The organism is Ruegeria sp. R13_0 (assembly GCF_017743995.1).
In the GTDB taxonomy this organism is placed as follows: domain Bacteria; phylum Pseudomonadota; class Alphaproteobacteria; order Rhodobacterales; family Rhodobacteraceae; genus Ruegeria.
Genome location: NZ_JAGHRB010000017.1, coordinates 55349 through 68490, shown reverse-complemented (window position 1 = coordinate 68490; position 13142 = coordinate 55349). Strand labels below are relative to the sequence as shown.

Here is a 13142-nt window from a genome sequence, read left to right as displayed (position 1 = left end):
AATCCCTCAGCGCGCCCGCCTAAAACCCAACCTCAGATGCCCCCGGTCTCTCCCGAGCGTCCCCGCCGCCTCAGCAGCGCCCCAGCGCCTCAGCAGCGCCGGTGAAGGGGGTTCTAAGGTTTAGCGCAGAAGGCCGCAAGCGGAAAAAGCAAAAAAGTGGAGAAAAATTCGAAATATCAATTTTATTTCATAAAAACAATAGCTTAGCCAAGGTGCAAACTGCGCAGACACCGCCAATCACCGCCCCGACCATCCGGAATCACTGCCTTCAGATCATTGTTCACACAGTTACCCACAGACTCGGTCAAAACTTACGTGGAATCGGCCTGCCTAAGTCGAGTCAGCAGGCCCGGTATCGGCAGGCGCGCGAGCAGCAGCCCTATGATCGCAGCGAGATAGAGAAGCGGCTCTAGCTGGAAACCCTTTGCCAGCATCACATAGTGGATACCGCCAAGCAGAACAGCCGGATAGACCAGCTTGTGCAGCTTGCGCCAGCGCGGGCCAAGTCTACGCACTGACCAATTGTTCGATGTCACGGCCAAAGGCAGCAACAGAATGAACCCCACCATACCAACAGTTATATAAGGGCGCTTGAGGATATCTGCCCAAATCTGGCCAAGCAGCTGAACGTCCAGCACCAGCCAGACCAGCAGGTGCAGCGCGACATAGGAAAAGGCCAGCACGCCGATTGCTCGACGGAACTTCATGAGGTTCAAGCCAAGATGCTGGCGCAGCGGGGTCACCGCCAGGCCAAGAATGAGCAGCTGCAGGGCAAGTTCCCCCAGCTTATGCTCGAGCGCTGTGATCGGTTCGACCCCGAGACCCCCTGTGAGCGCAAGATACAGGAACCAAGGGGCCGGAAGGGCCCCAGCCAAATAGACCGCCCAAACGGGGATCTTGCGTATGGCCTGGTTCACTGCTTGCATGGCTCAATAGTATTCCTTGAGGTCCATACCTTCATACAGGCTGGCGACCTCTTGTTCATAGCCATTGAACATGAGGGTCGGAATACGCTTGGCAAACAGACCGCCTCCGATCTGACGCTCGGACGCCTGAGACCAGCGCGGATGATCCACATTCGGGTTCACGTTACTATAGAAGCCATACTCGCGCGGTGCGGACATGTTCCAACTGGTGGGCGGCTCATCCTCGGACAGAGTGATCTTCACGATCGACTTGATCGACTTGAACCCGTATTTCCACGGCACCACCAACCGTAGCGGAGCGCCGTTCTGGTTCGGGATCGGACGGTCATAGATGCCTGTCGCCATGATGGTGAGCGGGTGCATCGCCTCATCCAGACGCAGACCCTCGCGGTAGGGCCATTCCAGAATCGGGAAGCGGGTGCCGGGCATCTCATCGGGACGGTAGGCAGTTTCAAAGGCCACGAATTTCGCGCCCTCCTGCACACCCGCCATATTCAACAGGCCGGCCAGTTCGAACCCGTTCCACGGAATCACCATCGACCAGGCCTCGACACAGCGGAAGCGGTAGATGCGTTCTTCGACTGTCATCTCGGACATGATGTCCTTGAAGTCATAGGTGCCGGGGCGATCGACCAGACCGTCGATCTGAATGCTCCAGGGTTCGGTCACGAGTGTATGGGCATATTTGGCCGGGTCGTCCTTGCCAGTGCCGAATTCATAGAAATTGTTGTAGCTGGTGATCTCTTCCCAGGTGTTCGGCTCCAGCGCCTCTTGCGCAGCTGCAGGGCGGGCCATCGCGGTCAGCCCGACACCTGCCAGCCCGGCCATAACCTGCCGCCGGTTCAGAAACGCCGCCCTTGGGGTGACGTCGGCATGTGTCAAAGTGTTGGTCCAGCGATGCGCCATCTAAGTCTCCGCGATCCGTGTTTATCGAGTGTTAGCTAGTGCGCTCTTAACACAGGACCAAGGCAACATGCGTCACGATTGGGAGAACGCTCTGTAACGAATTCCGGACGACAAGAGGTGTTCTCTCACTGAACATGGATCACTTTGACACTCGCAGATCGACATATTTAGCCGAAATGGCCGGGAATCTTGCAGCGAACCTTGCGTCAAACGCGACTATGACGCTAGCCAATCTATTGCTCAGGCGCTTAAGTTTTTCTAAGCGCGAAGGGACGGAGTTTGAGATCGGTCAAAGCCGGTCACTTGGATAGCGCTAAAACTGAGACGACATAAAGTTCGGAGAGGACGAGACATGAAAACCAAACTGGCTACCGGCCTGGCATTTGCCTTGCTGCTCGCTGCTTGCGGCGAAAAAGAGACCTACCCCATCACGGGCTGCGACTCGAACGAGACCTTCCCGGTAACCTGCGAAGAGATCGGCGAAGATACCGGCCTGAACGAAAGCAACGCTCAAGACCTCAACGCTCTGCCGAGCGGCGCATAAGCCAGCTGATCCGTGAACCGATCTGGTTCTGACACCTAGGCGATCAACGATCAGAGCCTGCCCCCGACGGCAGGCTCTTTGTTTATCGGGCTTCACTGAATTTAAGTCTGAACGCGTTCTGGCGCTGCGGCGGGACGCGCCATCACGATCAGCCCGAAACCTACCAGCACAGTCATACCCTGCCCCCGGTTTAGAAACGCCGCACTCGAGGGGACGTCGGCATGTGCCAAACTGTTGCTTCAGCGATGCATCATCTGAGTCACTTTCTTGAATCCAACTCGGCGTTGAAATTGGCCGCTGGTAAGACAGACCCAAGGGAACAGGCGTGAGGGTTGCGGGAACAGACTGTAACGCAACTGCGTCAGCCCGTGACTAAGGGGTTTTTGGCGGCTGGTCCTTGCAGTCTCAATTCGGTATGCCGGAATCATCCAATAGTTGATCAGAGTTGGTCCCGTGCTGGTATTTCAGGCCTTTCCTTTTTCGCTGTCCGTTTTGTGGCGCTATGTTGTTGTCTTTCCCGTCCTGCTGGTCGCGCTGATCGTCTACGGGTTGATAGGCGGGATACTGAGCGCGCTGATCGGGCTGCTCATTCCGGGCCTGTCGGTTTTGATCTCGTTCTTTGTGGGCGCATCCTCAGGCGTCATCCCGATGCTGGTCGGCAGCCGTTTGGGCCTGCAGGCCTGCGAGGTTTCTCCGAGTAACAGTTACCGCAAGTTTGTCTTTCCAGCGGTTATCTACGGCGCCGTCGAAGCCATTGGGATCAGTGTGGCCGCCGCGCTGATCGCCGCGCTCTCCATCGGTGCCGTCAGCGTAGGGGGCGGCGTTCCCGAGGATCCGGCCGCGTTCTTCGCGACCCTGACACCCGTGCATATCATGATGCTCTCGGGTGTTGTGATCCTGCTCTTTGCAGCGATCTGCGCGCTAAGGGCAGGGTTTCTGGTGCCAATTGCCGCAGCGTCGATCGGGCGGGACCCCAATGGCCGCCCTTACACGCCCTTCAACCATTTTGGCGCCTTCTTCCTGCAGCTTTTCGCGGTGGTGGCGATCAGCTTTGTCGGTGCGGTCTTTTTCTTTGCTCTGTTTATCGTTGGACTTACCGCAATCTACGGTCCGAGCGCTCTGGTCGACGAAGTTCAATTGATCGGCGAGATGACGACCGGAGCGGTTCCGTTTTCAGTCACTGCGCCAATGATCGCAACCATCGTGGCCTACACCCTTCTGGCCAGTTGGGCCTTCAGCTATCAATGCGCCGGCGGGGTTCTGGCCTATCTGCGCCTCAGCGGTGGTGCCGTGCGCAAGACCCCAAGCACTGAGACATTAGTTCAACCCGCACCGCAGCCCACGACAAGCTCAGGCCCAAAAATGAGTTCGGAAGAGCTGCGCGCCCTGCGCAAAAGCCGTGAGTTCCGCTAAAACGCCCAGCGCGCCACAACAGACAGCGCCCTTTACACAAGAGGGGTCAGCGCGGCACTCTGCCTGATAGGTGGTACGGTCCGCGACACCGGTCGCCCGACCCTGCCACCCATCAGGGAGGATACCGAATGTGTGATATCTGCGTAATGAATGCCGTCAAAGACAAGATGCTGTCGCGGCGGAGCTTCTTCAAAGCCGCCGCAGCCACTGGCGTGGCAGCCGCCGCAACGGGCGCGAGCGCTCCGGCGGCCTTGGCCGCAGGGCATGGCGGGGTCGAGGACATGACCCACACCCTTAGCCCCGAGTTTCCAACATGGGGAGGTGAGCCGGGCGTCTCCGCCGAACAGGCGTTCAACTTTGCGGATCACGGGTTCAACCTGTTCAATTTGTCGATCAACGAACATACCGGCACCCATATCGATGCGCCCCTGCATTTCTCAGCCGACGGAGCCTCAGTCGATGAAATCCCGGTGACCGATCTGGTTGCACCGCTCTGCGTCGTGGATATCGCCGCCCGCGCCGCCGAAGATGCCGATACCCGCGTGACCCCCGATGACCTCGAGGCGTGGATCGCGGCGAACGGAGACATCCCCGACGGCGCCTGCGTCGCCATGCACTCCGGCTGGGGCGGAAAAACGGCAACCGACGCGTTTCGCAATTTCGATGGAGAAGCGCAGCACTATCCCGGCTTCCACGTTGAGGCCGCTCAGATGCTGATGGAAGAAACCGGCGCGCGATCCATGGCGGTCGACACGCTGTCGCTGGATCACGGCATGTCTGCCGATTTCGCCACCCACTACGCCTGGCTGCCCTCGGGCCGGTTCGGGATCGAGTGTCTAGCCAATCTCGACCGCGTCCCAGCCGCAGGGGCCACCCTGGTGATAGGAGCGCCCAAACACAAAGGCGGCACTGGTGGTCCGGCGCGGATTTTCGCGTTGATGTGATCGAGTGATCCCCTGACCATTGCCTGATCCTGATTTTGGGCAGGCAATGGCAGTGCTGCCTCGCCTGATCAATCTCTCTACAGGCGCCAGTCTCTTGACCCGACACTTGCATCAACTGAACATGGAGCCATTGAATTTTCTTTAATTGAATAGGTGACAGTATGGCCCGTTTGCCGCGCAAAACAAATTACACGAAACTTGTCTATCAAGCCAACAAGACGAAATCCAAGGCAAAGACAAACCAGATCGAGGCCTATGCCAAATGGCAAAAGAAGCTGGGCAAAAAATCGGTCAAACTTGATGCTCTGGATGACAAGCTACGCAAGTTGCTGAAAGACATCAAGAAGCAAAATAGCGACGATGAAAAAGCGCTGCGCAGCCTTTTGAGGCTTGTCGAAGGCGCGCACAAAGAGCTTCAAACCTACAAGCAGGTACCCGTTCCGGGCAAAGTGCCGCCGCCGCCCAAGAACATCACCGCACTAAGTTCTCTGGCCTTAGTGGTGATCGGATACATCATCTACGTGACCGCTGTAAAATCCTACATGGCAATGAGTGAAGCCTTATCAAAAAAGGACGCTTGATACAGCCGCGGACGGCACCAATATTCCTGCCAGACCCGGTCCAACAAGCCCCTGCCAAAAGACCCGCCAATCCGGCGGGTCTTTCGTTTCTATCGAGATCAATGCACTACGGCATCATCCGGGCGCGGTCGGTCTGAGGTGCCCAGCCTGTCGCCGATAATCAGCCCCTCAGCGCCAGCGGTGACGGGGACGGTCTCGCCATACTTGATCTCACCAGCCAGCAGCGCCTCGGCCAGAGGGTTCTGCAACGCGCGCTGGATCACGCGCTTCAGCGGGCGCGCACCGAAGACCGGGTCATAGCCTTCATCGGCAAGCCACTGTCTCGCGCCCTCGTCCAGAACAAGCTCGATCTTTCGAGCGGCCAGGCGTTTCTGCAGACGTGCCATCTGGATATCGACGATGCCATCCATGTCGGCCCGCTTGAGCCTGTCAAAGATGATCGTCTCGTCCAGTCGGTTCAGGAACTCCGGCCGGAAATGCGCCCGGACCGCATCCATCACATCCCTCCGTGCCTGTGCACTGTCTGCCCCTTCGGGCAACTGGCTGAGCGCCTGAGACCCGAGGTTCGACGTCAGGACTATCAGCGTCTGCTTAAAGTCTACGGTGCGACCCTGACCATCGGTCAGCACGCCATCATCCAGAACCTGCAACAGCACGTTGAACACATCCGGATGCGCCTTTTCGACCTCATCAAACAGCACGACCTGATAGGGTCTGCGCCGCACGGCCTCGGTCAGCACACCGCCTTCGTCATACCCGACATAGCCCGGAGGGGCACCGATCAGACGGGCAACCGCGTGTTTCTCCATGAACTCGGACATGTCGATGCGCACCATCGCGTTGTCGTCGTCGAACAGGAAGTTCGCCACGGCCTTGGTCAGTTCGGTCTTACCCACGCCAGTCGGGCCAAGGAACAGGAACGAGCCCAGGGGGCGGTTCTCGTCATTCAGACCCGCACGCGCACGGCGCACGGCGTTGGCGACTGCAGTCACCGCTGCATCCTGACCGATCACGCGGGAGTGCAAATCGTCTTCCATCCGCAGCAGTTTCTCGCGTTCCCCTTCCAGCATCTTGGCGGTTGGAATACCGGTCCAGCGTTCGACCACGGAGGCGATCTGTTCCGGACGCACCGTTTCCTCGGCCATCATGGCGTTGCTTTCGGCGTTTTCAGCCTCGGTCAGCTTTTTCTCAAGCTCGGGGATGATGCCGTAGGACAGCTCACCGGCTTTTGCCAGATTGCCTTCGCGTTTGGCGATTTCCAGATCAGCGCGCGCCTTGTCGAGCTGTTCCTTCAAGTCACGCGCGCCCGCGAGTTTATCGCGCTCGGCTTGCCACTGGGCGGTCATCTCTGCGGATTGCTCCTGCAGATCGGCGAGGTCCTTTTGCAAGGTTTCCAGACGATCCTTCGAGGCCGCGTCATCCTCAAGCTTCAGCGCCTCTTCCTCGATCTGCATCTGCAGGATCTGGCGATCCAGCTGATCGAGTTCCTCAGGCTTGGAATCCACCTCCATCCGCAGACGCGACGCCGCCTCGTCAACGAGGTCAATGGCCTTGTCGGGCAGGAACCGGTCGGTGATATAACGATGCGACAAGGTCGCTGCCGACACCAATGCGGAATCCGAGATACGCACGCCGTGGTGCAACTCATACTTTTCCTTGATGCCACGCAGGATGCTGATCGTGTCCTCAACCGTAGGCTCGGCCACGACAACGGGCTGGAACCGACGCGCAAGGGCCGCGTCTTTTTCGACGTATTTGCGGTACTCATCCAGCGTGGTCGCGCCGATACAATGCAGCTCACCCCGGGCAAGCGCAGGCTTGATCAGGTTGGCGGCATCCATCGCGCCGTCGGATTTACCGGCGCCGACCAGCGTATGCATCTCGTCGATGAAAAGGATGATTTCCCCGGCGGCCTCGGTCACCTCGGTCAGAACGGCCTTGAGGCGCTCTTCGAACTCACCGCGGTATTTCGCACCAGCAATCAGCGCACCCATATCCAGCGCCAGCAGCTTCTTGTCTTTCAGCGATTCCGGTACGTCGCCGTTAATGATGCGAAGTGCCATACCCTCGGCAATCGCGGTTTTACCGACACCGGGTTCACCGATCAGAACCGGGTTGTTTTTGGTCCGGCGCGACAGAACCTGCATCGAGCGTCTGATTTCCTCATCCCGCCCGATGATCGGGTCAATCTTGCCCTCAGCCGCAGCCTCAGTCAGATCGCGCGCATATTTCTTGAGCGCGTCATAGCCCTCTTCGGCCGAAGCGGTGTCCGCGGTGCGGCCCTTGCGGATATCGTTGATCGCTTCGTTCAGTTTCTGAGCAGAAACGGCCCCGGCCTCCAAAGCGTCCTTGGCTTTGGATTTGACCATGCAGAGCGCCATCAGCACCCGTTCCACGGGCACAAAGCTATCGCCCGCCTTGGTGGCAATCTTCTCGGCCTCGTCCAGAACCTTGGCCGTCTGGCCATCCATGTAAATCTGGCTCGCGTCACCGCTGACCTTAGGGATTTTCCCCATCGCGGCATCCAACGCCTCAACCACGCGGTTCGGCGCGCCGCCCGCGCGGGTGATCAGGTTGCTCGCCAGCCCCTGATCATCGTCCATCAATGCCTTGAGTATATGTGTAGGCTCCAGCCTCTGGTGCCCCTCGCGCAGCGCAATGGTCTGCGCAGCTTGCACGAATCCCCGTGCCCGCTCGGTGAACTTGTTCAAGTCCATAGCATTCTCCTTTTCTCAAGCGCCCCGTTTTGATGCGCCCGCTTGGCGGCACGCGTCGATTGAGGCCTCACATTCAATCTGGGTAATGTCGGCGTGTATTCAAGATTGTCTTGGCAGAATAACATGATGCATGCTGGGAACCTGAATGATCTCGGTCAATTGCGAAAAACCGTCTTAGGAGCGCGCGTCTATGATCTCAGCCACTGCGCTACGTAACTGCATTGCAGAGCAATGGTCGCCCACCATTGGCGACCCAAGCGTGATCGGTTGGCTCACGGTTGCCGCATACGGTATCGCCGCGCTCCTGTGCCTGCGCGCAAGGCGCAATTCCCGCGTCCGGTGGTTCTGGCTAATCCTCGCGCTGCTGCTGTTTGCGCTGATGGTCAATAAACAGCTGGATCTGCAGTCCGCGCTTACGGCCAGCGCCCGATGCCTATCGCAGTTGCAAGGTTGGTACGAGGATCGAAGGTCCGTTCAGATCGGCTTTATCCTTGTGGTCGTGTTCAGCGGCTTCTGGATCGCGCTTGTCAGCCTCTGGTTCCTACGTAAACACTTGCGAGAGGTCGGCATCGCCCTGATCGGCTTTGTCACTCTGATCTGCTTTGTGATGATCCGCGCCGCAGGGTTTCACAACTTCGATGCGTTTCTAGGTGCCGAGATCATGTCGATCCGAATGAACTGGCTTCTGGAACTGTCCGGAATCGCCCTGATCGCGGCGAATGCAACATGGGTGGGCAGACGCCGTCAGCCGCGCGGAATGGAGTATACCGAATAGCCGCCGGTTTGCGCCACTAGCTCTAACGCATATGTCTCGACCAAGGATTGTTCGGCACTGCTGCCGGTCGGGCACGAGACAAGATCGGCGGTGTGATCCAGAAATTCGACGGTAAAGGCGCTCTCACCAGTTAGCTGGCACCAATCATCCTCGGATCGGTAGCCCCGAACCAGAGGCAGGTTGTCATTGGTCGGCGCGGGCGCCGCGCCTGTGTCGGATGTGCCTGAGGCGGGTTCGTCGCAGGCGCCCATCATCAGCGCCACTCCCAGCAAGGCAAGCTTTCTCATGTTCTGTCCCTTCATGTGACCTATTGATCGATTTGAGCCACTGTAACACAGATCATCCTCTTTCGATTGAGCGGACCCGCATGGACAGTTGCGCCCGAACCCGCTAGGAGGCAGACGTTTGCCAGCAAGGAGACCCAACATGTCCGATGACCGCCTGATCGTAGCCCTTGACGTCCCGAACGCTCTGCAAGGTTTGGCGATGGCCGAACGGTTGGGTGATGCGGTCTCGTTCTACAAGATCGGGCTGGGAATGCTGACGGGCGGCGGTCTGGCTCTGGCCAATGAGCTGAAACAGGACCATGGCAAGCGGATCTTTCTGGACATGAAGCTGTTCGACATCGGCAATACGGTAGAAAACGCTGTCCGTGGTCTGGCGCAGTTCGATCTGGATTTCCTGACCGTTCATGGCGACCCGCATGTGGTGCGCGCGGCGAAAGAGGGTGCCTCCGGCAAGGACCTGAAAATCCTTGCGGTGACGATCCTGACCTCGCTCAACCGCGATGACCTGGATGCCAGCCTGTTGAAGACGGGCGATGTGCAGGATCTGGTGGTTGAACGCGCGGCCAAAGCGCTGGAGGCTGGCGCCGATGGCGTAATCGCCAGCCCGCAAGAGGCCGCGCTGATCCGCGCCCTGCCCCAGGCCGAGGGCCGGTTGATCGTGACGCCGGGCGTGCGCCCTGCCGGGGCTGCTCTGGGCGATCAAAAACGCGTCGCAACGCCGGCCAGTGCGATCGGAGATGGGGCGGATCATATTGTTGTCGGGCGTCCGATCTATCAGGCGGAGGACCCGAAAGCCGCAGCCGAGGCCGTTCTGGCCGAGTTAAAATCATTGACACCCCATTGATCGCGGACGGGCATTCAACGCCTCAGACCTCCGAAACAGCAGTGATTTCTTTACCTTAGGTCAACAGGGGGAATATTCCCCTGATTTCCCCCTGTGCCCGAAAACACACAAAACCGGCGCAAGTTTTGGGGAATCATGCCGCCACCTATCTAAATATAGCGTTTTGAGCGATTCTGGGGCGGAGTTACTCCCCAACGAACTACCTCTTCCTGTGGTTCGTTACCTTCCCCCCGCCCCAAGCGGGGGGTTTTCTTGACGGCGCGTCTCTCAGCTCAAACCGCCAGATTTCTGAAGATCGTCGAAGCCTCTGTTGCGTTCACACGAAAGCCGATAGACACTATAGCTTCGAACACCCGGAGCCACCCTTTTCGGGTCGGGAAAAGTAGCCATGCCCACGATCTGCCGCGAATGCCTGACCAGTTTCCCGGACGCGCCGCGATGCCCATCCTGCGGTAGCCCGCGGCTGAAATCGCACCCTGAGCTGTTTGACCTGTCGATTGCGCATATGGATTGCGACGCGTTCTATGCCTCGGTCGAAAAGCGCGACAATCCTGAATTGGCGGACAAGGCGGTAATTGTAGGCGGTGGGAGACGTGGGGTCGTTTCAACCGCTTGCTACGTGGCGCGCATCCGGGGCGTGCGCTCGGCCATGCCGATGTTTAAGGCTCTACAACTATGTCCGGACGCCGTGGTGATCAAACCGCGCATGTCGGTCTACGCCGAGGTATCCCGTCAGATCCGTGCGATGATGGATGAGCTGACACCCAAGATCGAACCCCTGTCGCTGGACGAGGCTTTCCTCGATCTCTCCGGCACCGAACGTCTGCATGGCGCGCCGCCTGCGGTGATGCTGGCGCGTTTGGTCAAACGCATGAAGGATGAGCTGGGGCTGACCGGCTCCATCGGGTTGAGCCACAACAAGTTTCTGGCCAAGGTCGCCTCGGACCTGGACAAGCCGCGGGGGTTCTCCGTGATCGGGCAGGCCGAGACGGCTGACTTCCTGTACGACAAACCCGTCAGACTGATCTGGGGCATCGGCCCGGCAGCGCAGGAATCGCTGGAGCGCGCAGGAATCCGCACCTTCTCGGACCTGCTGCGCTGGGATCAGGAGGCGCTGACGGCCCGGTTCGGATCGATGGGGTATCGTCTGTGGCATCTGGCACGCGGTCAGGACAAGCGCCGGGTCTCGGCCCATGAGCCGATGAAGTCGATCAGCAACGAAACCACGTTTTTCGAAGACACCTCCAACCTCGAGATTCTGGACGGACATCTGTGGCGCATGGCGCTGAAGGTCTCGGACCGGGCCAAGGCCAAAGATCTGGCAGGCCGGGTGGTGACGCTGAAACTGAAAAAGGCCAATCACAAGATCATCACGCGCCGCGTCTCGCTGCGCGATGCGACCCAGATCGCGGACCGCATCTACAGAACCGCGCGTGGGTTGTTCGATCAGGTGGGAGATCAGGGTCCCTATCGCCTGTTGGGATGCGGGTTGTCCGATCTGTGCCCGGCGGACCAGGCAGATATCTCGGGCGACTTGCTGGACCCGAACGCGACACGCAGGTCTCAGGCCGAGCGCGCCACGGATGAGATTCGCAAACGGTTCGGAAGTGATGCAATCGTGAAAGGCCGCGCGCTGCGGTGACGCTTACGGCGCTTCGGGTTCAATCTGTGACACGAATACCCTGCCACGCCTTCGGCGCTCTCGGGACACTCGTATCGCATGCTTTTTAGGTAAACTCGAAGCGCCTTATTCCGCTGCCAGCCGTTGCGGTTCGGAACCGATCTCGGCGATCTCGGCGATCACTTGCCGCAGTGTCTTGGAGAACGCCATGAAATTGGTATTGGGCGAGATCGTGTCTTCGTTCATGTAGATCGAGCGGTCGATCTCAACCTGAATCGCGTGTTGCTGCCGACCGGGGCGGCCGTAGGTTTGGGTCACATAAGCCCCGGCAAAGGGCGCGTTCCGCGCGACGACCAATCCGGCCGAGGCAAAGGCAGCCTCAATTCGATCCACGATCTCGGTTGATGCCGATGCACCGAAACGATCGCCCAGCACGATCTCGGGGCGTGTGTTGCGGGCGGTGCTGGCCATGGCAACCGCCTCATGCGGCATCGAATGGCAATCGACCAGAATCGCCTGCCCGAATTTCGCATGTGACTCCGCCAGCAAGGTCTTTAGGCGGCTGTGATAGGGGCGCCAATAGGTGTCGATGCGCAGGCGCGCCTCATCCATGGTCAGTTTGCCACGATAAATCGCCCGCCCATTTGCCACCACGCGGGGAATCACCCCAAGCCCCGAGGCCACACGCGGATTGTGCCCTTGCCTCTTCGCACCCTGAATCAGGGCCGGGTCCAGCTCATCCGCGCTGCGGTTAAGGTCCAGATAAGCCCGTGGCATCGCCGCCTTGATCAACGGCGCCCCAAAATCCGAGGCCGAGGCAAAGAGCTGATCCACAAAGGCATCTTCCGAGGATCGAATCACATCAGACCCCAAAACCGAGCGCTTCAGAAACGCCTCTGGATAGTCGCGGCCACTATGCGGCGATGAAAAAACAACGCATGAACTGCGGTTTTCGGGCATATCCAGAAAATAGGAAGGGTTCTTCATGGTCTCTCCGTGTTCAGGATTAACATAGACTGGAAAATAGTTCTTCCAAACCCCTTGAACCCCTTTGCGACTCCTTTTATAGACCCCGCTACCGGCGCGGGTATCCGCGCCCCATTTCGTTATGGGGCAGGACACGCAAAGGGACGTGGGCGGTTAGCTCAGCGGTAGAGCACTTCGTTGACATCGAAGGGGTCACAAGTTCGATCCTTGTACCGCCCACCATCTATTCACTGCTTCGGCTCGCCGGGGCACCCGACAAACCCAGGCGCTGGCCACGTCTTTGATGAAGGCGCCGCAGATTGGAGACAGACCCATGAAGGTCAAGAACTCGCTCCGCTCGCTCAAGAACCGGCACCGTGATTGCCGTATTGTGCGTCGCAAAGGCCGCGTCTACGTGATCAACAAGACGCAACGCAAGTTCAAAGCTCGCCAGGGCTAAGAACTGCACATATATCTTCGAAAGAACCGCGCCTTTGGGTGCGGTTTTTTTGTGCTTACTGGCTTCGTTCAGCGTCGCCGTCCAAAGCACCCCATATGTCGCACGATTTTTGTCGGGTTTTGCTTGCAAAGCAAGCCCAATACGTTAATTGAGTGTTT

General features: G+C 58.7%; 13 protein-coding genes and 1 tRNA gene. 9 read left to right on the top strand and 5 right to left on the bottom strand.

Going from position 1 to position 13142, the window contains the following annotated elements; all coding sequences use genetic code 11:
* Positions 1-311 precede the first annotated feature (311 nt).
* Both msrQ and msrP read right to left on the bottom strand, forming a co-directional pair.
* Positions 312-926: a protein-methionine-sulfoxide reductase heme-binding subunit MsrQ gene (gene msrQ, locus J7394_RS19295; protein WP_209255482.1), complete on the bottom strand. Its 615-nt coding sequence runs from the start codon at positions 924-926 to the stop codon at positions 312-314.
* Between the two features lie 3 nt (positions 927-929).
* Positions 930-1832: a protein-methionine-sulfoxide reductase catalytic subunit MsrP gene (msrP, locus tag J7394_RS19290; RefSeq protein ID WP_209255480.1), complete on the bottom strand. Its 903-nt coding sequence runs from the start codon at positions 1830-1832 to the stop codon at positions 930-932.
* 352 nt (positions 1833-2184) lie between these two features.
* On the opposite strand from msrP, the gene J7394_RS19285 reads away from it, so the two are divergent.
* The 4 genes from J7394_RS19285 to J7394_RS19270 all read left to right on the top strand — a co-directional run bounded on the left by J7394_RS19285 (position 2185) and on the right by J7394_RS19270 (position 5314).
* Positions 2185-2376 carry a hypothetical protein gene (locus J7394_RS19285; protein WP_209255478.1) on the top strand — a complete coding sequence of 64 codons (192 nt, stop codon included), beginning with the start codon at positions 2185-2187 and terminating at the stop codon, positions 2374-2376.
* A gap of 453 nt (positions 2377-2829) precedes the next feature.
* Entirely contained in the window at positions 2830-3789 is a 960-nt protein-coding gene (locus J7394_RS19280) for a hypothetical protein (protein WP_209255475.1), read from the top strand.
* A 128-nt stretch (positions 3790-3917) separates the two neighbouring features.
* Positions 3918-4733, top strand: a complete 816-nt coding sequence (locus tag J7394_RS19275; RefSeq protein WP_209255473.1) for a cyclase family protein — start codon at positions 3918-3920, stop codon at positions 4731-4733.
* 161 nt (positions 4734-4894) lie between these two features.
* Positions 4895-5314, top strand: coding sequence for a hypothetical protein (locus J7394_RS19270; RefSeq protein ID WP_209255471.1), 420 nt, complete (start codon positions 4895-4897; stop codon positions 5312-5314).
* 98 nt (positions 5315-5412) lie between these two features.
* Here J7394_RS19270 and clpB read toward each other — a convergent pair whose 3' ends face one another.
* On the bottom strand, positions 5413-8031 hold the full coding sequence (gene clpB / locus J7394_RS19265; RefSeq protein WP_209255468.1) for an ATP-dependent chaperone ClpB: 2619 nt from the start codon (positions 8029-8031) through the stop codon (positions 5413-5415).
* A gap of 190 nt (positions 8032-8221) precedes the next feature.
* On the opposite strand from clpB, the gene J7394_RS19260 reads away from it, so the two are divergent.
* Positions 8222-8806 (top strand): isopropylmalate isomerase, encoded by a 585-nt coding sequence (locus J7394_RS19260; RefSeq protein ID WP_209255466.1) that lies wholly within the window; start codon positions 8222-8224, stop codon positions 8804-8806.
* Here J7394_RS19260 and J7394_RS19255 read toward each other — a convergent pair.
* The gene (locus J7394_RS19255) at positions 8776-9093 is read right to left on the bottom strand and encodes a hypothetical protein (RefSeq protein ID WP_209255464.1); all 318 of its coding nucleotides are present in this window, start codon (positions 9091-9093) and stop codon (positions 8776-8778) included. The genes J7394_RS19260 and J7394_RS19255 overlap by 31 nt on opposite strands.
* A gap of 139 nt (positions 9094-9232) precedes the next feature.
* On the opposite strand from J7394_RS19255, the gene pyrF reads away from it, so the two are divergent.
* Positions 9233-9937 carry an orotidine-5'-phosphate decarboxylase gene (pyrF, locus tag J7394_RS19250; RefSeq protein WP_209255462.1) on the top strand — a complete coding sequence of 235 codons (705 nt, stop codon included), beginning with the start codon at positions 9233-9235 and terminating at the stop codon, positions 9935-9937.
* Between the two features lie 388 nt (positions 9938-10325).
* The gene (locus J7394_RS19245) at positions 10326-11579 is read left to right on the top strand and encodes a DNA polymerase IV (protein ID WP_209255455.1); all 1254 of its coding nucleotides are present in this window, start codon (positions 10326-10328) and stop codon (positions 11577-11579) included.
* Between the two features lie 105 nt (positions 11580-11684).
* On the opposite strand, the gene J7394_RS19240 is transcribed toward J7394_RS19245, so the two are convergent.
* The gene (locus J7394_RS19240) at positions 11685-12545 is read right to left on the bottom strand and encodes an N-formylglutamate amidohydrolase (protein WP_209255453.1); all 861 of its coding nucleotides are present in this window, start codon (positions 12543-12545) and stop codon (positions 11685-11687) included.
* A gap of 147 nt (positions 12546-12692) precedes the next feature.
* Here J7394_RS19240 and J7394_RS19235 point away from each other — a divergent pair.
* Together J7394_RS19235 and ykgO are read left to right on the top strand one after the other, a co-directional pair.
* A tRNA-Val gene (locus tag J7394_RS19235) sits at positions 12693-12767 on the top strand.
* A 91-nt stretch (positions 12768-12858) separates the two neighbouring features.
* Positions 12859-12984: a type B 50S ribosomal protein L36 gene (gene ykgO / locus J7394_RS19230; RefSeq protein ID WP_008755722.1), complete on the top strand. Its 126-nt coding sequence runs from the start codon at positions 12859-12861 to the stop codon at positions 12982-12984.
* Positions 12985-13142 lie beyond the last annotated feature (158 nt).

Excerpts from the sequence above, each read along its gene's own strand:
- J7394_RS19255 (WP_209255464.1), bottom strand. The coding sequence starts at position 9,093 with ATGAGAAAGCTTGCCTTGCTGGGAGTGGCGCTGATGATGGGCGCCTGC.
- J7394_RS19270 (WP_209255471.1), top strand. The coding sequence starts at position 4,895 with ATGGCCCGTTTGCCGCGCAAAACAAATTACACGAAACTTGTCTATCAA.
- msrQ (WP_209255482.1), bottom strand. The coding sequence starts at position 926 with ATGCAAGCAGTGAACCAGGCCATACGCAAGATCCCCGTTTGGGCGGTC.
- J7394_RS19245 (WP_209255455.1), top strand. The coding sequence starts at position 10,326 with ATGCCCACGATCTGCCGCGAATGCCTGACCAGTTTCCCGGACGCGCCG.
- J7394_RS19285 (WP_209255478.1), top strand. The coding sequence starts at position 2,185 with ATGAAAACCAAACTGGCTACCGGCCTGGCATTTGCCTTGCTGCTCGCT.
- clpB (WP_209255468.1), bottom strand. The coding sequence starts at position 8,031 with ATGGACTTGAACAAGTTCACCGAGCGGGCACGGGGATTCGTGCAAGCT.
- ykgO (WP_008755722.1), top strand. The coding sequence starts at position 12,859 with ATGAAGGTCAAGAACTCGCTCCGCTCGCTCAAGAACCGGCACCGTGAT.
- pyrF (WP_209255462.1), top strand. The coding sequence starts at position 9,233 with ATGTCCGATGACCGCCTGATCGTAGCCCTTGACGTCCCGAACGCTCTG.
- J7394_RS19240 (WP_209255453.1), bottom strand. The coding sequence starts at position 12,545 with ATGAAGAACCCTTCCTATTTTCTGGATATGCCCGAAAACCGCAGTTCA.
- J7394_RS19275 (WP_209255473.1), top strand. The coding sequence starts at position 3,918 with ATGTGTGATATCTGCGTAATGAATGCCGTCAAAGACAAGATGCTGTCG.
- J7394_RS19260 (WP_209255466.1), top strand. The coding sequence starts at position 8,222 with ATGATCTCAGCCACTGCGCTACGTAACTGCATTGCAGAGCAATGGTCG.
- msrP (WP_209255480.1), bottom strand. The coding sequence starts at position 1,832 with ATGGCGCATCGCTGGACCAACACTTTGACACATGCCGACGTCACCCCA.